Origin of the sequence: Actinocrispum sp. NPDC049592 (genome assembly GCF_040675465.1) — a bacterium.
GTDB lineage: Bacteria > Actinomycetota > Actinomycetes > Mycobacteriales > Pseudonocardiaceae > Kibdelosporangium.
Window position 1 is genome coordinate 331,426 of record NZ_JBFAPA010000002.1, and the last position, 17,307, is coordinate 348,732.

The following is a 17,307-nucleotide window of genomic DNA, read 5'->3' on the forward strand; positions in this document are numbered from 1 at the left end:
CGCCGATGGCTGGCGCCGATGGCTGGCGCCGATGGCTGGCGCCGATGGCTCGCGGCATGTGGGAGGGCTTGCTGCGTCCACGGTGGCCGAGTGGCGGCAGTGGCCCCGAATCGCAGGCCTATGCCGAAAGGGGCCCTAGCCGGGCTGGTGGCGATCGAGGCTGTCGGTGTCCGGCTGGCTGCCGTGAAGCTGTGTGCCTTGGGCTGGCGGCGGCAGGTGCGGGCCGTGCGCTGGTCGCCAGACACCTGGTGGGGCAGTGCGTGGCTGGCGATGGTTGTCCGGTGGTGGGGCCACCAGTTGTGCGCCGTCCCGTGGCGGGCTGGTGGGTGCTGCGCAGGGGGGCGCCGAGTGGCCTGGGTGGGTGTCTGAGTGTGTGGGGGGCCGGGGTGAGGGGGTGGGGGTGGCCTGACATGCTGGGCAGATGGAGCCGGTGCGTATCGCGGTGGCCACGCAACAGCCGTACGAGGTGATCGTCGGGCGCGGCCTGCTGGGGGATCTGGTCGAGCAGGTGGCGGGTGCGTCGAAGGTCGCGATCATCCACACCGCGACCCTGGCGGCGACCGCCAAGGCCGCGCAGGACGAGATGAAAGCCGCGGGGGTCAACGCGCACACGGTGGAGATCCCGGACGCTGAGGACGGCAAAGCCCTTGCGGTGGCTGGGTTCTGCTGGGATGTGCTCGGGCGGATGGGGCTGGACCGGCAGGGCGCGATCGTGGGGCTCGGCGGCGGGGCGGTCACCGACCTGGCCGGGTTCGTCGCCGCCACCTGGCTGCGGGGCGTGAAGCTGGTCAACGTGCCCACCACGCTGCTCGGCATGGTGGACGCCGCGGTCGGCGGCAAGACGGGGATCAACACCGACGCGGGCAAGAACCTCGTCGGTGTCTTCCACGAACCCAAGGCCGTCCTGGTAGACCTCGCCACGCTCACCACGCTGCCGCCCAACGAGCTTGTCGCCGGCATGGCCGAGGTGATCAAGGGCGGCTTCATCGCCGACCCGCGCATCCTCGAGCTGATCGAGGCCGGCCCCAAGCAGGCCCTCGACCCTGAGGGCGACGTCATCGCCGAGCTGGTCGCGCGCAAGATCCAGATCAAGGCCAACGTCGTCGGCGAGGACCTCAAGGAGTCCGGCCTGCGCGAGATCCTCAACTACGGCCACACCCTCGGCCACGCGATCGAACGCCGCGAGCGCTACCGCTGGCGCCACGGCGCGGCGATCAGCGTCGGTATGGTGTTCGTCGCCGAACTGGCGCGGCTGGCCGGGCGCCTCGACGACGCCACCGCCGAGCGGCACCGCGACGTCCTGGAGTCCGTGGGGCTGCCGACGCGCTACGACGCGGACGCGTTGCCGCAGCTGATGGACGGCATGCGCAACGACAAGAAGACCCGGTCGGGGATGCTGCGCTTCGTCGTGCTGGACGGCCTGGCCAAACCCGGCCGCCTGGAGGGCCCCGACCCGGCCCTGCTGGCCGCCGCCTACTCGGCGGTGGCCGCCGAACCCACCAACGGAGGCGTGCTGCTGTGAAGGTCCTCGTCCTCAACGGACCCAACCTCGGCCGGCTCGGCACCCGCGAACCCGAGGTGTACGGCCACACCACGCACGCCGACCTGGTCGAGATGTGCCAGGACACCGGTGCGGAGCTGGGCCTGGAAGTCGAGGTCCGGCAGACCGACCACGAGGGCGAGATGATCGGCTGGCTGCACGAGGCCGCCGACCAGCGCTGGCCGGTCGTGCTCAACGCGGGCGCGTGGACCCACTACTCGATCGCGATCGCCGACGCCTGCGCGCAGCTCAACGCCCCGCTGGTCGAGGTGCACATCTCCAACGTGCACAAGCGCGAGGACTTCCGGCACCACAGCTACATCTCCGCCGTCGCCAGCGGCGTACTGGTCGGCCTCGGAGTGAAGGGATACCAGCTGGCTCTGCGCTGGCTCGCCGAGAAATGACCGCTTTCGACACACACCGGCTCGCCCTGCGCCCGCTGCGCGCCGGGGACCGGGACGCGGTGGTGAAGATCTTCGCCGACCCCGAGTCCAGCCGGTACCTGCCCAACGACATGTCCGACCCGGTCACCGCGGTGGCCAGTTTCGAGCGCTGGCTGGGCCTGGACGGCTCGGACGGCACCGGAACCTGGGTGCTCGACCTCAACGGCGCCGCGATCGGCCTCGTCCGGCTGGCGCGGTCCAGCCGGCTGCCCGGCCGCCAGGTGGAGGCCGGCTGGTTCGTCGACCGCGCGCACACCGGCCAGGGGTATGCCACCGAGGCGCTGAAAACCGTGCTGGACCACGGGATGCGCACGCTCGGCCTGCCCGCGATCTGGGCGCTGATCCACGAGGACAACGAGCCGAGCAACCGGCTGGCCGCCGGGCTCGGGTTCGAGCCGGTGGCGGGCGTGCAGTACGCCGAAGGCGTGGCGAAGCTGCACGTCCTGCTGCCGGAGGCGCCCGCCGCGACCGAACCGAAACCGGCCCTGCGCACCGAACGCCTGCTGATCCGCCCGCTGCGCCCGGAGGACCGCGCGGACGTCCGTGAGGTCTTCGAACACTCGCAGATCGTCGACTTCGTGCCCCCGGAGCGGGCCGCGGGCGGGTTCGCCGAGGAGATGACCGAGCGCCGGTTCGGCTACGACGGCCCGCCCGGGCTGGGGCACTGGGCGTTCATCGAGGACGACATCCTGGTCGGCGTCGGTCACCTGCGGCCGTCCCGCGAACTGCCGTCGAGCCTCGCGGAGATCGGCTGGTACCTGGGCGTCGACCACCAGGGCCGGGGACTGGCCACCGAGGCCGCCACCGCCTTGCGGGACTACGGCTTGTACACGTTGCGATTGCCCGCTGTGTGGGCGTTGGTGCACGAACGCAACGAGGCCAGCCACCGGCTGGCCGAGCGGCTCGGTTTCCTCAGCGTCGGCGCAGGTCACCACTACGGTGGCCCGCATCGCGTCTACGTTGCCCTGCCCAGAGCGGCGGCCCGCTGACCCGCCTTCCCTACACTTGTCCCCTGAATGGGTGAAGGAAGGGGCGATGAGTGCGTCGGGTGCTGGAGGTGCTGACGGCGGCGATCGCCCTGATCATGGTCCTGGTCGCCCTCGTGCACACCGAGACCGAACCCGCGGCCGAGCCCGCCCCGGCCCCGGCGGCGCTGGGCGGCGTGTCCCCGCCCAACCGCCACGACCAGCCCGGTGCCCGGCCGCTGCTCACCGACGCCTACCGCGCCGAGGGTGCGGTGGTGGCCGCGGCGGGGGAGAACGCCCAGTACAACTACGCGCCCTCGCTGATGGCCGACGGTGGCCGCGTGCGGATGTGGTGGTGTAGCCAGCTGGTAAGCGCCCCGCCGCCCGGTGACGACATCGTCTACTCCGAAGGCCCGACCGCTGCGGGCCCGTTCAGCGCGGCGCGTGCCGTGTTCGGCGGTGGCGGTAGCGGGTTCGACGGCAGGCACACGTGCGACCCGTCAGTGCTACGAGTCAACGGTACGTACTACCTGTACTACACGGGCGCGCCCTCGGATCACGGTGCGGGCAACGGAATCGGTTTGGCTGTCAGCCCCGATGGGGTGAACTGGACGCGTGCCAACGGTGGCCAGCCGATCGTGACGTCATCCTTTGAAGTGAACCGTGCCAACGCTTACGGCGCTGGCCAGCCATCCGCGGTGTACCTCGACGGCTGGTTCTACCTGATGTTCACCGACACCAACGGCCGTGGCGCGCTTGGCAACGGCGCCGGTCAGTTCGTCCTGCGCTCGCGCGATGCGGCGTTCGCCAGTGGCGTGGAGTCGTTGGGCGCCAAGGGTTTTCACCCCGGGATGGGGCGTGACCGGCACATCGTGGACGCGTTCAGCGCGGACTGGATGTGGGTGGACGCGATGCAGGCGTTCGCCATCGCCCACGAGACGGTCGAAGGCACGACGATCACCTTCTGGGACAAGAACTTCACCGCCAACCCGTACCAGTCCGTGCTGATCGCCGGACCGTGGGCGGAGGGGCCTGGCTTGTTACGTTCGCCCGACGGGCACGCTCTGGTGAACGGCGCCGACCCGTGCGGACGCGTGCAGATCGACCTGGTCCGCGCGACCCGCAACCCCGCGCAGCCCACCGACCTCCAGCATTTCGGCATCGACCTCAAGGATGTCGGCGGCTGCGCCGAGCGCACGTCCGCGCTGGCGGTGCTGAACGGCTTCGCGGTCCCGTCGCCGCAGCGGACGCTGGACCTGGTGCTCGGCGGCAAGGTGTTCCGGATCGACCGCAAGTCCGTGGCGCAGGCGCTCGGCGCCACCGTCATCGCGGACCGGCCCACCGGCCTCAACGGCGTGGAGATCGCCGAGCACATCCCCGCGGGCGCCCAGGCGGTGCGCGCTCAGGATCGTGGCGTCGGGTTCCTGTTGGACGGCAAGGTTTACCCGATCGGGTCACCGGCGGTGGCGCAGGCGAACTCCTCCGAGGTCGCCGACATCCTCAACGCGACCTGGGACTCCTACTCGGCCGGTCCGGCCTTGGCCGTGTCGCGCTGACCGATCCGGGAACCGACCAGCAGGCCCAGCCCGGCGGGCACCAGGACGAGCAACGCGCCGAACGCGGCGTCGCCGGTGAGCGCGCTGCCGAGCGAGCTCAGCCCGGTCTCGTCCACGAAGATCGCCTTGCCGATCACCCGCAGCACGCCCGAGGCGAACCCGGCGATGATCGCGGCGATCACCCAGCCACGGCCCCGGTCGAGGGTCTGGTGCCAGCCGTCCGCGGCCGCCCACAGCGCCGCCAGCCCGGCCACCACGCCGAGCACGATCGACCGCAGCACGGTGATGTCGCTGTTGTGCACGGCGACCGCGGCCAGTCCCACATCCGCCCCGGCCAGGACGAACGCCAGCACCCCACCGCGGATCAGCCAGAATCGCACTGTCACACAGTAAGACATCGGCACAACCCAGGTGGGTTGCCCGGGCGCTGGCAAGCCTGGCGTCGGGGTATGTGCAGGCCACTAGGCTGCTGAGCATGTCTGACGTCTTCCCTCGCCGCCGTGAAGCGCTCCGTGCCCAGCTCCGTGACCGGGGGCTGGACGCGGTGCTTGTGGTCGACCTGCTCAACATCAGGTACCTCACCGGCTTCACCGGCTCCAACGCCGCCCTCGTGGTGCACGCCGCGGACGCGCCCGGTTCGGAGAAGAACACCGTGTTCTGCACCGACGGCCGCTATCTGACCCAGTCCAGCGAGCAGGTGCCCGACCTCGAGCGGATCATCGACCGCAACAGCGCCGTGGCGCTGGCGGCCCGCGTCGCCAAGGACCCCGGTCAGTTCCGGCGGACCGGCTACGAGAGCCAGCACGTGACGGTCGAGGCGCTGGACGGCCTGGCCGAGGCGGCGGCGGGTATCGAGCTGGTGCGTGCCCCGGGCATGGTGGAGACGCTGCGGATCGTCAAGGACGACATCGAGATCGAGGCGCTGCGGATGGCCTGTGCCGCGGCCGACCGCGCGCTGGCCGACCTGCTGGAGCACGGCGGCCTGCGGCCCGGGCGCTCCGAGAAGGAGGTCGCGCGCGACCTGGAGAACCGGATGCTGGAGAACGGCGCCGCGGACAAGTCGTTCGAGACCATCGTCGCGGCCGGCGTGCACTCGGCTATCCCGCACCACCGGCCGACCGAGGCCGTGCTGCAGGCCGGTGACTTCGTCAAGCTCGACTTCGGCGCCCTGGTCGACGGCTACCACTCGGACATGACCCGAACGCTGGTGCTGGGCAACCCCGCGGACTGGCAGCGCGAGATCTACGAGCTGGTCGCCGCTTCGCAGGCCGCCGGGCGGGCCGCGCTCATGCCGGGCGCGGACGTGAAGGACATCGACGCAGCCTCCCGCGACGTCATCGAGCGCGCCGGGCACGGCGAGAACTTCCTGCACGGCCTCGGGCACGGCGTGGGCCTGCGCATTCACGAGGCGCCGAGCCTCGCCAAGACCGGTGAAGGTACACTTTCGGCCGGCATGGCGGTCACCGTGGAGCCTGGCGTGTACCTGGCCGGGCGGGGCGGTGTCCGTATCGAGGACACGCTCGTCGTGCGGGAGGCCGGTCCCGAGCTCCTCACCCTGACCACCAAGCAACTCATGGTCGTGTGACCACACGGCCGCTGTTAGTAGGAGAAGCGAACTCGTGGCCACCACCACCAACGACCTGAAGAACGGCCTGGTCCTCAACCTCGAGGGCCAGTTGTGGACGGTTGTGTCGTTCCAGCACGTCAAGCCCGGCAAGGGCCCGGCGTTCGTCCGGACCACGCTCAAGCACGTGCTGTCCGGCAAGGTCGTCGACAAGACGTTCAACGCGGGCACCAAGGTGGAGACCGCGACCGTCGACCGCCGCTCGATGACCTACCTGTACGCCGACGGCACGGACTTCGTGTTCATGGACGGCGAGACCTTCGACCAGATCTCGGTCAGCCGCGACGTCGTCGGCGACGGCGCGAACTACCTGCTGGAGAACACCGAGGTCGTCGTCGCCACGCACGAGGGCGTGCCGCTCTACGTCGAGCTGCCGACCTCCCTCGAGCTGGTCATCCAGCACACCGACCCGGGCCTGCAGGGCGACCGGTCCACCGGTGGCACCAAGCCCGCGGTGCTCGAGACGGGCGCGGAGATCCAGGTGCCGCTGTTCCTGTCGACGGGTGAGAAGGTCAAGGTCGACACCCGCGACGGCCGCTACCTCGGCCGCGTCTCCAGCTGAGATGGGCGCACGGAGCAAGGCACGCAAACGCGCGGTCGACCTGCTGTTCGAGGCCCAGCTGCGCAACGTGGACCCGGTGACCTTGCTCGCCGACCGGGTGGGCTCGCCGGACGTGCCGCCGGTGAACGACTACACGGTCACGCTGGTCGAGGGCGTCCAGGCACACCTGTCCCGGATCGACGAGCTGCTCGCCGAGCACTCGGAGGGCTGGACCCTCGACCGGATGCCCGCGGTGGACCTCGCCGTGCTGCGGCTGGGCCTCTACGAGCTGCTGTGGGCCGCGGACGTCCCCGACCCCGTCGCCATCGACGAGGCCGTGCAGCTCGCCAAGATGCTGTCCACCGACGACTCACCGCGGTTCGTCAACGGCCTGCTCGGCCGCATCGCCACCATCGCCGACCGCCTCCGCGCCACCCTGTAGGCCGGCTTCGAGGCGAGCTGGGGAACCGCCTCGCGGTGTGTCGCCGACTACCGGACTTCCTATGCCGCACCGATCTGAGTTTCCGTCCCGGGACGAGGTCTTCGGGCACCTGCGAGCGCTGGTCGAGGGGCATGGCAACCGGGACGCCATCGCGAGCTGGGCCGAGCGGTACATGCCGGACGACCAGGAGGTCACGGACTGGCCAGCGTGGGATGCGTTGCAGGCGCTGGCCGGGGCCGATGCGCCCACCACCGATCGCGAATGGCTGTACGGCCAGGAGGATTTCGAGGACTGGCTGGCTCGGTTGATGAGCGCGGTCCAAGGGGAACGCGGGGAGCTGCTGCGCCGGGCCGGGCTCATTGCACTGGGGACGGTCGATGACGTGGTGGCTCCGGCGGTGGCCTGGGAACGGCGGCGGGATGGCGAGATCGCCGAGGTCGTCGACATCGCGGTCGACGCAGCCTGGCTGCGGCTGGCCCGGGAGCGGGGTTTGTCCACCGCCGATGGTGAGTTCCTGATCAGCACTGCCGGGGCGGCCGAGCAGGCGCTGCCGTGGGCGCGGGTGCGGCTGGGGGAGTGGCCCAGGGTGGCGGAGGTGGTGGAGGGGCGCGCGTTTGTGGCGATGGCCGTGGATGGCGCGCGTGTGTGCTGGGTGGTGCCCGAGGATCACGGCGTCACGATTCGGTTCGCCGCGAGAAGCTGAGCGCCGCAGGAGCGCAGCGCTGAGGAAGGTGCCGGCGTTGGCCCCACACCAACGCCGACCGGCTGCGCGCCACCGTTCGGGCGGACCCCCAGACGCGCAGCCGGGGTCGTTCGAACTTCCGTCCCCCTCTGGACGTCAGTCCTCTTTGGATGGGCGTGCCTCGGGCGGCAGCACGCCCCAGTCGATGAGCTGCTCGGTCAGCTCACCCGGGGTCATGTCGTAGATGATGGCGAGCGACCGCAGGTCCTCGGTCCGGATGGACAGCACCTTGCCGTTGTAGTCGCCTCGCTGACTCTGGATGGTGGCCGCGTAACGCGCCAGCGGTCCGACCTTCTCGGCCGGCAGCTGCTGCAGCCGCTCCAGGTTGATCACGATCTTGGTGGCTGGCTCGGCACCGGAGGGGACCCTTCCCTCTGGCAGGAGCTCAACCACCGGGACCCCGTAGAAGTCGGCCAGCTCGGCCAGCTTCTGCACGGTCACCGCACGGTCGCCGCGCTCGTAGGAGCCGACGACGACTGCCTTCCAGCGGCCGCCGGACTTCTGCTCGACGCCGTGCAACGACAGGCCTTGCTGCTGGCGGATGCCACGGAGCTTGGCCCCTAGCGCCTTGGCGTAATCGCCCATGTGGCGGTTCTCCATTTCATTCACCCCGGCGGCCGGGAAGGAGTGCCGACGGGTCCTCGCTTGAGATCAATACGCAGAGTAATGGTTACTTGCCGTGGCCACCAGGTCAAGCACATCCCACTGTTGCCGTAGCCCGAACCTCGCGAACACCACCCGGAAGGTCTACTGCCGTTCCCTGGTAGCGTGCCTGATGACCCTGGTAATGGGGGTCCTCGACATCCTTTAACGACCCGTCCGGCGAGGCGGGGAAGGAGGTCCAAGTCCGTGCCGCGAACTCGTGGCGCGGCGGACTCCGGCGGGCGGCGTGAGCTGCTGTCGGCCGGGGACGTCGCGCGTACCGTCGCCCGAATGGCCCATCAGGTCATCGAAAAGACGACTCTCGGTGCTCCGGCTGCTGCTCCGGTCGTGCTGATCGGCATTCCGACGAGGGGCGCACCGCTGGCCGCGCGTCTGGCAGCCCGCATTGCGGAATTCAGCGGAGTCACTGTCCCGGTAGGCGTGCTTGACGTCACGCTTTACCGCGACGACCTGCGCCGCCGCCCCAACCGCCCGCTGGAGCCCACCGCTCTGCCGGATGGCGGTATCGAGGACCGGCTGGTGATCCTCGTCGACGACGTCCTCTATTCCGGCCGGACGGTGCGTGCCGCCTTGGATGCGCTGCGTGACCATGGCCGCCCGCGAGCGGTCCAGCTGGCCGTGCTGATCGACCGCGGCCACCGGGAGCTGCCGATCCGCGCGGACTACGTGGGCAAGAACGTGCCGACGTCCCGGTCGGAGGAGATCAAGGTGCTGCTGTCCGAACTCGACGGCCACGACGCGGTGGAGCTGGTCGGATGAGGCACCTGCTCAGCTGCGAGGCGATCGCCGCCGACGCGGCCACCCAGATCCTGGACACGGCCGATGCGTTGAAACAGGCGTTGCTGGGCCGCGAGGTCCGCAAACTGCCGACCCTGCGCGGCCGCACGGTCATCACGATGTTCTACGAGAACTCCACCCGCACCCGCGTCTCGTTCGAGATCGCCGGCAAGTGGATGAGCGCGGACGTCATCAACGTCTCGTCCAGCGGCTCCTCGGTCAGCAAGGGCGAGTCACTGCGGGACACCGCGCTGACCCTGCAGGCCGCGGGCGCCGACTGCGTGATCGTGCGGCACCCCGCTTCCGGGGCCGCGCACCGGCTCGCCGAGTGGCTCAAGCACACGCACACCTCCGTCGTGAACGCCGGCGACGGCATGCACGAGCACCCCACGCAGGCGCTGCTGGACGCGGCCACCCTGCGGGAACGCCTCGGCGGGCTCAACGGCCGCCGGGTGGCCATCGTGGGTGACGTGCTGCACAGCCGGGTGGCTCGGTCCAATGTGCACTTGCTCACTGCCCTGGGCGCCGAGGTCACCCTGGTGGCGCCGCCCACACTGCTGCCTGCCGGCGTGGAGCGTTGGCCGGTAAGCGTTTCGCACGAGCTGGACGCCGAACTGTCCGCTGTGGACGCCGTGATGATGTTGCGCGTCCAGGCCGAACGGATGCACGGCGGTTTCTTCCCCTCTGCGCGGGAGTACTCCATCGCATACGGTCTGTCGGAGGCGCGCCTGCGCCTGCTCCCCGACCACGCTGTCGTGCTGCATCCCGGACCGATGCTGCGCGGCATGGAGATCGCGTCCGCGGTCGCCGACTCGCCGCGCGCCGCGATCACCGACCAGGTCCGCAATGGCGTGCACGTCCGGATGGCCGTGCTGTACCACCTGCTCGCCGGAGAGGAAGAAGTCGCATGACGCTGATCCGTGGCGCCGTGCCATACGGCGAAGGTGACCCCGTCGATCTGCTCGTCGAGGACGGCCAGATCGTGGAAATTGGCAGTCTGGGCGAGCACGACGACGTGATCGACGCGAGCGGCCTGATCGCGCTGCCCGGGTTCGTCGACCTGCACACCCACCTGCGGGAACCCGGCCGCGAGGACACCGAGACCGTCGAGACCGGCTCCAGGGCGGCCGCGCTCGGCGGGTACACGGCCGTCTTCGCGATGGCCAACACCGACCCGGTGGCCGACAACCCGGTGGTCGTCGAGCACGTCTGGCGGCGCGGCCGCGAGGTCGGCCTGGTCGACGTGCACCCGATCGGCGCGGTCACCCTGGGCCTGAAGGGCGAGCGGCTGGCCGAGCTGGGCGCGATGGCCCGCAGCGCGGCGAACGTCCGGATCTTCTCCGACGACGGCATGTGCGTGGCCGACCCGTTGATCATGCGCCGGGCGCTGGAGTACGCGAAGGGCCTGGACGTCCTGCTGGCCCAGCACGCCGAGGAGCCGAGGCTGACCGTCGGGGCGCAGGCCCACGAGGGCGCGGCCGCGGCCCGGCTCGGGCTGGCCGGCTGGCCCGCCGCGGCCGAAGAGGCGATCGTGGCCAGGGACTGCCTGCTGGCCGGCCAGGTCGGCGGCCGCCTGCACGTCTGCCACGTGTCCACTTCGGGCACGGCGGACGTGCTGCGCTGGGCCAAGGCTCGGGGCACCCAGGTGTCCGCCGAGGTCACCCCGCACCACCTGCTGCTCGACGACGACCGCCTGGCCACCTACGACCCGGTCAACAAGGTCAACCCGCCGCTGCGCACCGCGGCGGACACCAAGGCGCTGCGCGAGGCGCTGGCCGAAGGCGTGATCGACTGCGTCGCCACGGACCACGCCCCGCACGCGCCGCAGGACAAGGACTGCGAGTGGTCGGCGGCCCGACCGGGCATGCTCGGCCTGCAGACCGCGCTGTCCGTGGTGATCCAGACGATGGTGCGGCCGGGTCTGCTGGACTGGCGCGGGGTCGCGCGGGTGATGAGCGAACGGCCCGCCGAGATCGCCGGACTGCCCGACCAGGGCCGCCCGATCGCGGTCGGCGAACCGGCCAACCTCGCGCTGGTCGACCCCGGTGCGAAGTGGACGGTCCGCGGTGCGGAGCTGGCCAGCCTCGCGGCCAACACCCCGTACGAGGGCATGGAACTGCCCGGGGTCGTGCGGACCACGTTGCTGCGCGGCAAGGTCACGGCCCAAAGGAACGCGGCACAGGGGGAGACGGCATGAGAATCGTGCTGACCCTGGCGATCGTGGTGTTCTTCCTGCTGTGCCTGCTCGCCATGTGGTGGGGCTACCGCAACCGCGCGAAGCGGCAGGACGCGGTGCTGCCGGAGTTCCCGCAACCGCCGGAGCACCTCAGGGACGACCTGCTCGAACCGGCGACCGGTGTGTACATCAGCACGACGACGGCGGCGAGCTGGCAGGACCGGGTGGCGATCGGGGACATCGGGTTCCGCGCGGCCGCGACCGTGCACCTGACCCCGGACGGCGTGCTGTTCGACCGCAAGGGCGCCGACCGGGTCTGGATCCCGGCGGCCTTGGTGGTCGGTGCGCGCACCGACCGCGCGATCGCGGGCAAGGTGATGGGCCGCGACGGGTTGCTCGTGGTCCGCTGGCGGCTCGGCGAGCACGAGCTGGACACCGGCTTCCGCGGTGATGACAAGGACGTTTACGCAGACTGGGTCGAAGCGCTGCAAGGCTTGGCGGCAAAGGGAGGGGCGGCGTGAGCACACCCGCTGCACTGGTACTCGAGGACGGCCGGATCTTCCGGGGCGAGGCGTACGGCGCGACCGGCGTCAGCCTCGGCGAGGTCGTGTTCTGCACGGCGATGACCGGCTATCAGGAGACCCTGACCGACCCGTCCTACCACGGCCAGATCGTGGTGGCGACGGCTCCGCAGATCGGCAACACCGGCTGGAACGACGAGGACGACGAGTCGAAGAAGATCCACGTCGCCGGGTACGTCGTGCGCGACCCGGCGCGGGTGCCGTCGAACTGGCGGTCCCGCCGCTCGCTGGACGACGAGCTGACCAACCAGGGCATCGTCGGGATCGCTGGGGTGGACACCCGCACGATCACCCGGCACATCCGCGAGCAGGGCGCCATGCGCGCCGGGCTGTTCTCCGGCGATGGACTGGCCGATGTGGACAGCATGGTCGCCCAGGTGCAGGCCAGCCCCCGGATGAAGGGCGCGGACCTGTCCGGCGCGGTCAGCACGGGCGAGACCTATGTCGTCCCGGCCGACGGTGACCGCCGGTTCCGGGTGGCCGCGCTCGACCTGGGCATCAAGTTCAACACGCCCAGGATGATGGCCGCGCGCGGGATCGAGACGCACGTCATGCCGGTCGGGTCCACTGTGGACGATCTGCTGGCGGTCGAGCCCGATGGCGTCTTCCTGGCCAACGGTCCTGGTGACCCGGAGACCCAAGCACACGCCATCGAACTGACCAAGGCGGTGCTCGAACGGCGCGTCCCGCTGTTCGGGATCTGCTTCGGCAACCAGATCCTCGGCCGCGCGCTGGGCATGGGCACCTACAAGATGCGGTACGGGCACCGCGGCATCAACGTCCCGGTGATCGAGGCGGCCACCGGCCGGGTCGCGATCACCGCGCAGAACCACGGGTTCGCGCTGGAAGGCGAGGCCGGGCAGCGGCTGGACACGCCGTTCGGCGCGGCCGAGGTCAGTCACTACTGCCCGAACGACGGGACCGTCGAAGGCCTGCGCTGCCTGGAGGTTCCGGCGTTCTCCGTGCAGTACCACCCCGAGGCGGCGGCCGGTCCGCATGACGCGGCGCCTCTGTTCGACGAGTTCGCCGCGTTGATGGACACGGCCTACAAGAGTGGCGGTAAGGGCTGATGGGCAAGCGGACGGACATCAAGCACGTCCTGGTGATCGGCTCCGGGCCGATCGTGATCGGCCAGGCCTGCGAGTTCGACTACTCGGGCACCCAGGCCTGCCGGGTGCTGCGGGCGGAGGGCCTGCGCGTCAGCCTGGTCAACTCCAACCCCGCGACGATCATGACCGACCCGGAGTTCGCGGACGCCACCTACATCGAGCCGATCACGCCGGAGTTCGTGGAGAAGGTGATCGCGGCCGAGCGGCCGGACGCCATCCTGGCCACCCTCGGCGGGCAGACCGCGCTGAACACCGCGGTCGCCCTGCACGAGCGGGGTGTGCTGGAGCGCTACAACGTGGAGCTGATCGGCGCGGACATCGACGCCATCCAGCGCGGTGAGGACCGGCAGAAGTTCAAGGACATCGTCGCCCAGATCGGCGGTGAGACCCCGCGCTCGCGGGTGTGCCACTCGATGGACGAGGTCCGCGAGACCGTCGCGGAGCTGGGCCTGCCGGTGGTGATCCGGCCGTCGTTCACCATGGGCGGCCTGGGTTCCGGCATGGCGCACACGCCCGAGGAGCTGGAGCGGCTCGCGTCCGTCGGGCTCGCCGAGTCCCCGGTCACCGAGGTGCTGATCGAGGAGAGCGTGCTCGGCTGGAAGGAGTACGAGCTCGAGCTCATGCGGGACAAGCGCGACAACGTCGTGGTCGTCTGCTCGATCGAGAACATCGACCCGATGGGCGTGCACACCGGCGACTCGGTCACCGTCGCGCCGGCGATGACCCTGACCGACCGCGAGTACCAGCACATGCGCGATGTGGGCATCGACGTGCTGCGCGCGGTCGGCGTGGACACGGGTGGCTGCAACATCCAGTTCGCGATCAACCCGGAGAACGGCCGGATGGTCGTCATCGAGATGAACCCGCGGGTGTCGCGCTCGTCCGCGCTGGCCTCCAAGGCGACCGGGTTCCCGATCGCCAAGATCGCCGCCAAGCTGGCCATCGGCTACACGCTCGACGAGATCCCCAACGACATCACCGGCGAGACCCCGGCGTCCTTCGAGCCGACCCTGGACTACGTGGTGGTCAAGGTGCCGCGGTTCGCCTTCGAGAAGTTCCCCGGCGCGGACAAGACGCTGACCACCACGATGAAGTCGGTCGGCGAGGCGATGTCGCTGGGCCGCAACTTCACCGAGGCGCTGGGCAAGGCGCTGCGGTCGATGGAGACCAAGGCGGCCGGGTTCTGGACCACGGCCGATCCGGCCGGCGCGACCCTCGAGTCCACTTTGGAGCAGCTGAGGGCGGGTCACGACGGACGCCTTTATACAGTGGAACGCGCGCTGCGCCTGGGCGCGACGGTCGAGCAGGTGCACGAGGCCTCCGGCATCGACCCCTGGTTCGTCGACCAGATCCTGTCCCTGGTCGAGCTGCGCACCGAGATCATGGCCGCCGCCGTGCTCGACGAACCCTTGTTGCGCCGGGCGAAACGGGCCGGCCTGTCCGACCGGCAGATCGCCGCGCTGCGCCCGGAACTGGCCGGTGAGGACGGAGTCCGCACCCTGCGCCACCGGCTGGGTGTGCGGCCGGTGTTCAAGACCGTGGACACCTGCGCGGCCGAGTTCGCCGCCAAGACGCCGTACCACTACTCGGCCTACGAGCTGGATCCGTTCGCGGAGACCGAGGTGACCGCGCAGACCGAGCGGCCCAAGGTGCTCATCCTGGGCTCCGGCCCGAACCGGATCGGCCAGGGCATCGAGTTCGACTACTCCTGTGTGCACGCGGCGATGGCGTTGCGCGACGACCGGTACGAGACGGTCATGGTCAACTGCAACCCGGAGACCGTGTCCACCGACTACGACACCTCCGACCGGCTGTACTTCGAGCCGCTGACGTTCGAGGACGTGCTGGAGGTCGTGCACTCCGAGCAGCAGTCCGGCACGGTCGCCGGGGTGATCGTGCAGCTCGGCGGCCAGACCCCGCTCGGGCTGGCGCAACGCCTTGCCAACGCTGGCGTTCCGGTCGTCGGCACGCCGCCGGAGGCGATCCACCTGGCCGAGGACCGCGGCGCGTTCGGCGACGTGCTGACCTCCGCCGGGCTGCCCGCGCCGCGCTACGGCACCGCCACCTCTTATGAAGGGGCAAAGCGGATCGCCGACGAGATCGGCTACCCGGTGCTGGTCCGGCCGTCCTATGTGCTCGGTGGCCGCGGCATGGAAATCGTTTACGACGACGACACGCTGGCCGACTACATCGCCCGGGCCACCGAGGTCTCGCCCGAGCACCCGGTCCTGGTCGACCGGTTCCTGGACGACGCCATCGAAATCGATGTCGACGCGCTGTGCGACGGCGACGAGATCTTCATCGGCGGCGTGATGGAGCACATCGAGGAGGCCGGCATCCACTCCGGCGACTCGTCCTGCGCGCTGCCGCCGATCACGTTGGGCCGCACCGACTTGGACAACGTGCGCCGGTCCACCGAGGCGATCGCCAAGGGCGTGGGCGTGCGCGGCCTGCTCAACGTGCAGTACGCGCTCAAGGACGACCAGCTCTACGTGCTGGAGGCCAACCCGCGTGCCTCGCGCACGGTGCCGTTCGTGTCCAAGGCGACCGCGGTGCCGCTGGCCAAGGCGGCCGCGCGGATCATGCTCGGCGCCACCATCAAGCAGTTGCGCGACGAGGGCATGCTGCCCGCGACCGGCGACGGCGGCGAGCTGCCGTCCGACGCGGCGGTCGCGGTCAAGGAGGCCGTGCTGCCGTTCCACCGGTTCCGCACGCCGGAGGGCCAGGGCGTGGACTCGCTGCTCGGCCCGGAGATGAAGTCCACCGGCGAGGTGATGGGCATCGACACCTCGTTCGGCAAGGCGTTCGCCAAGTCGCAGACCGCGTCCTACGGCTCGCTGCCCACCTCCGGCCGGGTGTTCGTCTCGGTGGCCAACCGGGACAAGCGCGCGATGATCTTCCCGGTCAAGCGGCTGGCCGACCTCGGCTTCGAGGTCATGGCCACCACCGGAACCGCGGAAGTGCTGCGCCGCAACGGGATCCCCTGCACGGTGGTGCCCAAGCACTTCGAGAAGGCGGACGGCGAGACGGGCAACGCGGTCGAGCTGATCCTGTCCGGCGGGGTGGAGATGGTGATCAACACCCCGTACGGCAACAGCGGCCCCCGGGTGGACGGCTACGAGATCCGCACCGCCGCGGTCGCGCGGGACATCCCTTGCGTGACAACGATCCAGGGCGCGGCGGCGGCCGTGCAGGGCATCGAGGCGCTGATCCGCGGCGAGATCACCGTCCGGCCGTTGCAGGCCCTGCAGGAGGCGCTCAAGGCCAAGATCGACAGGGCCGGCGCGTGAGGGCGCCGTTCGGGGCCAGGCTGACCGAGGTCGTCGGCCGGCGCGGCCGGCTGTGCGTCGGCATCGACCCGCACCCCGGGCTGCTCGCGGCCTGGGGCCTGCCGGACGACCCCGGCGGGCTGGAGCGGTTCGCGATGACCTGCGTGGAGGCGTTCGGCGGTGAGATCGCGGTGATCAAGCCGCAGTCGGCGTTCTTCGAGCGGCACGGCTCGAAGGGCGTCGCGGTGCTCGAGCGGCTCATCGAGGCGACCCGGCAGGCCGGCGCGCTGGTGCTGCTGGACATCAAGCGCGGCGACATCGGGTCGACCATGACGGCCTACGCGGACGCCTACCTGACCGACGGCTCGCCGCTCGCCGCGGACGCCGTAACGGTGTCACCGTACCTCGGTTTCGGGTCGCTGGAACCCGCGTTCGACGCGGCGGAAAAGTCCGGGCGGGGCGTTTTCGTCCTCGCCCTGACCTCGAATCCAGAAGCACCTGCCGTACAGCGCGCGGTGAACGGCGGACGCACCATCGCCCAGACGGTCGTGGACGCCGCGTCCGAACGCAACGACGGAGTTCGCCCGATCGGGGGAATCGGTCTTGTGGTCGGAGCGACCGTCGGCGACCTGCCGGTGGACCTGGACCGGCTCAACGGACCCGTGCTCGCACCGGGGTTCGGGGCACAGGGTGGCACGGTGTCCGATATGCGGACACTCTTCGGAAACTCCCTGCGTAACGTGCTTCCGAGCAGCTCCCGGGGGGTGCTCCAGGCCGGTCCGGACGTCTTCGCGCTGCGTAGTGAGGCATTGCGCACCCGTGACGCGATCGTGTCTGCCACGGGTCACCACTGATGTACCACGCGTGATCCCGCCAGGA

Annotated in this window: 17 protein-coding genes; 15 read left to right on the forward strand and 2 right to left on the reverse strand. The window is 70.4% G+C overall.

From position 1 onward, the window contains the following. Positions 1-421 precede the first annotated feature (421 nt). Genes aroB through AB0J95_RS08165 form a run of 4 tightly spaced genes read left to right on the forward strand, consistent with a single transcriptional unit; the run spans position 422 to position 4,504 of the window. Positions 422-1,522: a 3-dehydroquinate synthase gene (aroB, locus tag AB0J95_RS08150; protein WP_364754092.1), complete on the forward strand. Its 1,101-nt coding sequence runs from the start codon at positions 422-424 to the stop codon at positions 1,520-1,522. Continuing rightward, a complete protein-coding gene (gene aroQ / locus AB0J95_RS08155; RefSeq protein ID WP_364754095.1) occupies positions 1,519-1,944 on the forward strand; it encodes a type II 3-dehydroquinate dehydratase in 426 nt (141 codons plus the stop codon). The genes aroB and aroQ overlap by 4 nt, the downstream gene beginning before the upstream one ends. Further along, on the forward strand, positions 1,941-2,972 hold the full coding sequence (locus AB0J95_RS08160; RefSeq protein ID WP_364754097.1) for a GNAT family N-acetyltransferase: 1,032 nt from the start codon (positions 1,941-1,943) through the stop codon (positions 2,970-2,972). Before aroQ ends, AB0J95_RS08160 begins: the two co-directional genes overlap by 4 nt. A gap of 50 nt (positions 2,973-3,022) precedes the next feature. Then, the gene (locus AB0J95_RS08165; protein ID WP_364754100.1) at positions 3,023-4,504 is read left to right on the forward strand and encodes a beta-xylosidase; all 1,482 of its coding nucleotides are present in this window, start codon (positions 3,023-3,025) and stop codon (positions 4,502-4,504) included. Here AB0J95_RS08165 and AB0J95_RS08170 read toward each other — a convergent pair. Further along, a complete protein-coding gene (locus tag AB0J95_RS08170) occupies positions 4,468-4,884 on the reverse strand; it encodes a hypothetical protein (RefSeq protein ID WP_364754103.1) in 417 nt (138 codons plus the stop codon). The two genes, AB0J95_RS08165 and AB0J95_RS08170, sit on opposite strands and share 37 nt — an antisense overlap. 95 nt (positions 4,885-4,979) lie before the next feature. Here AB0J95_RS08170 and AB0J95_RS08175 point away from each other — a divergent pair, with 95 nt between their 5' ends. From AB0J95_RS08175 to AB0J95_RS08190, 4 genes are all read left to right on the forward strand, one after another. Beyond that, the gene (locus AB0J95_RS08175) at positions 4,980-6,089 is read left to right on the forward strand and encodes a Xaa-Pro peptidase family protein (protein ID WP_364754105.1); all 1,110 of its coding nucleotides are present in this window, start codon (positions 4,980-4,982) and stop codon (positions 6,087-6,089) included. Positions 6,090-6,123: 34 nt separating this feature from the next. Continuing rightward, the gene (gene efp, locus AB0J95_RS08180) at positions 6,124-6,690 is read left to right on the forward strand and encodes an elongation factor P (protein WP_364754108.1); all 567 of its coding nucleotides are present in this window, start codon (positions 6,124-6,126) and stop codon (positions 6,688-6,690) included. A 1-nt stretch (position 6,691) separates the two neighbouring features. Beyond that, positions 6,692-7,111: a transcription antitermination factor NusB gene (gene nusB, locus AB0J95_RS08185; protein ID WP_364754111.1), complete on the forward strand. Its 420-nt coding sequence runs from the start codon at positions 6,692-6,694 to the stop codon at positions 7,109-7,111. 61 nt (positions 7,112-7,172) lie between these two features. Beyond that, entirely contained in the window at positions 7,173-7,814 is a 642-nt protein-coding gene (locus AB0J95_RS08190; protein ID WP_364754113.1) for a hypothetical protein, read from the forward strand. Between the two features lie 135 nt (positions 7,815-7,949). On the opposite strand, the gene AB0J95_RS08195 is transcribed toward AB0J95_RS08190, so the two are convergent. Next, positions 7,950-8,438: a helix-turn-helix domain-containing protein gene (locus AB0J95_RS08195; protein ID WP_003096372.1), complete on the reverse strand. Its 489-nt coding sequence runs from the start codon at positions 8,436-8,438 to the stop codon at positions 7,950-7,952. Between the two features lie 264 nt (positions 8,439-8,702). Here AB0J95_RS08195 and pyrR point away from each other — a divergent pair, with 264 nt between their 5' ends. The 7 genes from pyrR to pyrF are packed head-to-tail and all read left to right on the forward strand — an operon-like array spanning position 8,703 to position 17,282. After that, positions 8,703-9,275, forward strand: a complete 573-nt coding sequence (gene pyrR / locus AB0J95_RS08200; protein ID WP_364754115.1) for a bifunctional pyr operon transcriptional regulator/uracil phosphoribosyltransferase PyrR — start codon at positions 8,703-8,705, stop codon at positions 9,273-9,275. Continuing rightward, complete coding sequence (locus tag AB0J95_RS08205) at positions 9,272-10,204, forward strand: aspartate carbamoyltransferase catalytic subunit (RefSeq protein ID WP_364754118.1); 933 nt, start codon at positions 9,272-9,274, stop codon at positions 10,202-10,204. Before pyrR ends, AB0J95_RS08205 begins: the two co-directional genes overlap by 4 nt. Next, complete coding sequence (locus AB0J95_RS08210) at positions 10,201-11,490, forward strand: dihydroorotase (protein ID WP_364754121.1); 1,290 nt, start codon at positions 10,201-10,203, stop codon at positions 11,488-11,490. Before AB0J95_RS08205 ends, AB0J95_RS08210 begins: the two co-directional genes overlap by 4 nt. Then, the gene (locus tag AB0J95_RS08215; RefSeq protein WP_364754123.1) at positions 11,487-11,990 is read left to right on the forward strand and encodes a transporter; all 504 of its coding nucleotides are present in this window, start codon (positions 11,487-11,489) and stop codon (positions 11,988-11,990) included. Before AB0J95_RS08210 ends, AB0J95_RS08215 begins: the two co-directional genes overlap by 4 nt. Then, entirely contained in the window at positions 11,987-13,120 is a 1,134-nt protein-coding gene (gene carA, locus AB0J95_RS08220; protein WP_364754126.1) for a glutamine-hydrolyzing carbamoyl-phosphate synthase small subunit, read from the forward strand. Before AB0J95_RS08215 ends, carA begins: the two co-directional genes overlap by 4 nt. Beyond that, entirely contained in the window at positions 13,120-16,449 is a 3,330-nt protein-coding gene (carB, locus tag AB0J95_RS08225; RefSeq protein ID WP_364754129.1) for a carbamoyl-phosphate synthase large subunit, read from the forward strand. The genes carA and carB overlap by 1 nt, the downstream gene beginning before the upstream one ends. Beyond that, positions 16,446-17,282 (forward strand): orotidine-5'-phosphate decarboxylase, encoded by an 837-nt coding sequence (gene pyrF, locus AB0J95_RS08230; RefSeq protein ID WP_364754131.1) that lies wholly within the window; start codon positions 16,446-16,448, stop codon positions 17,280-17,282. The genes carB and pyrF overlap by 4 nt, the downstream gene beginning before the upstream one ends. Positions 17,283-17,307: the final 25 nt, after the last annotated feature.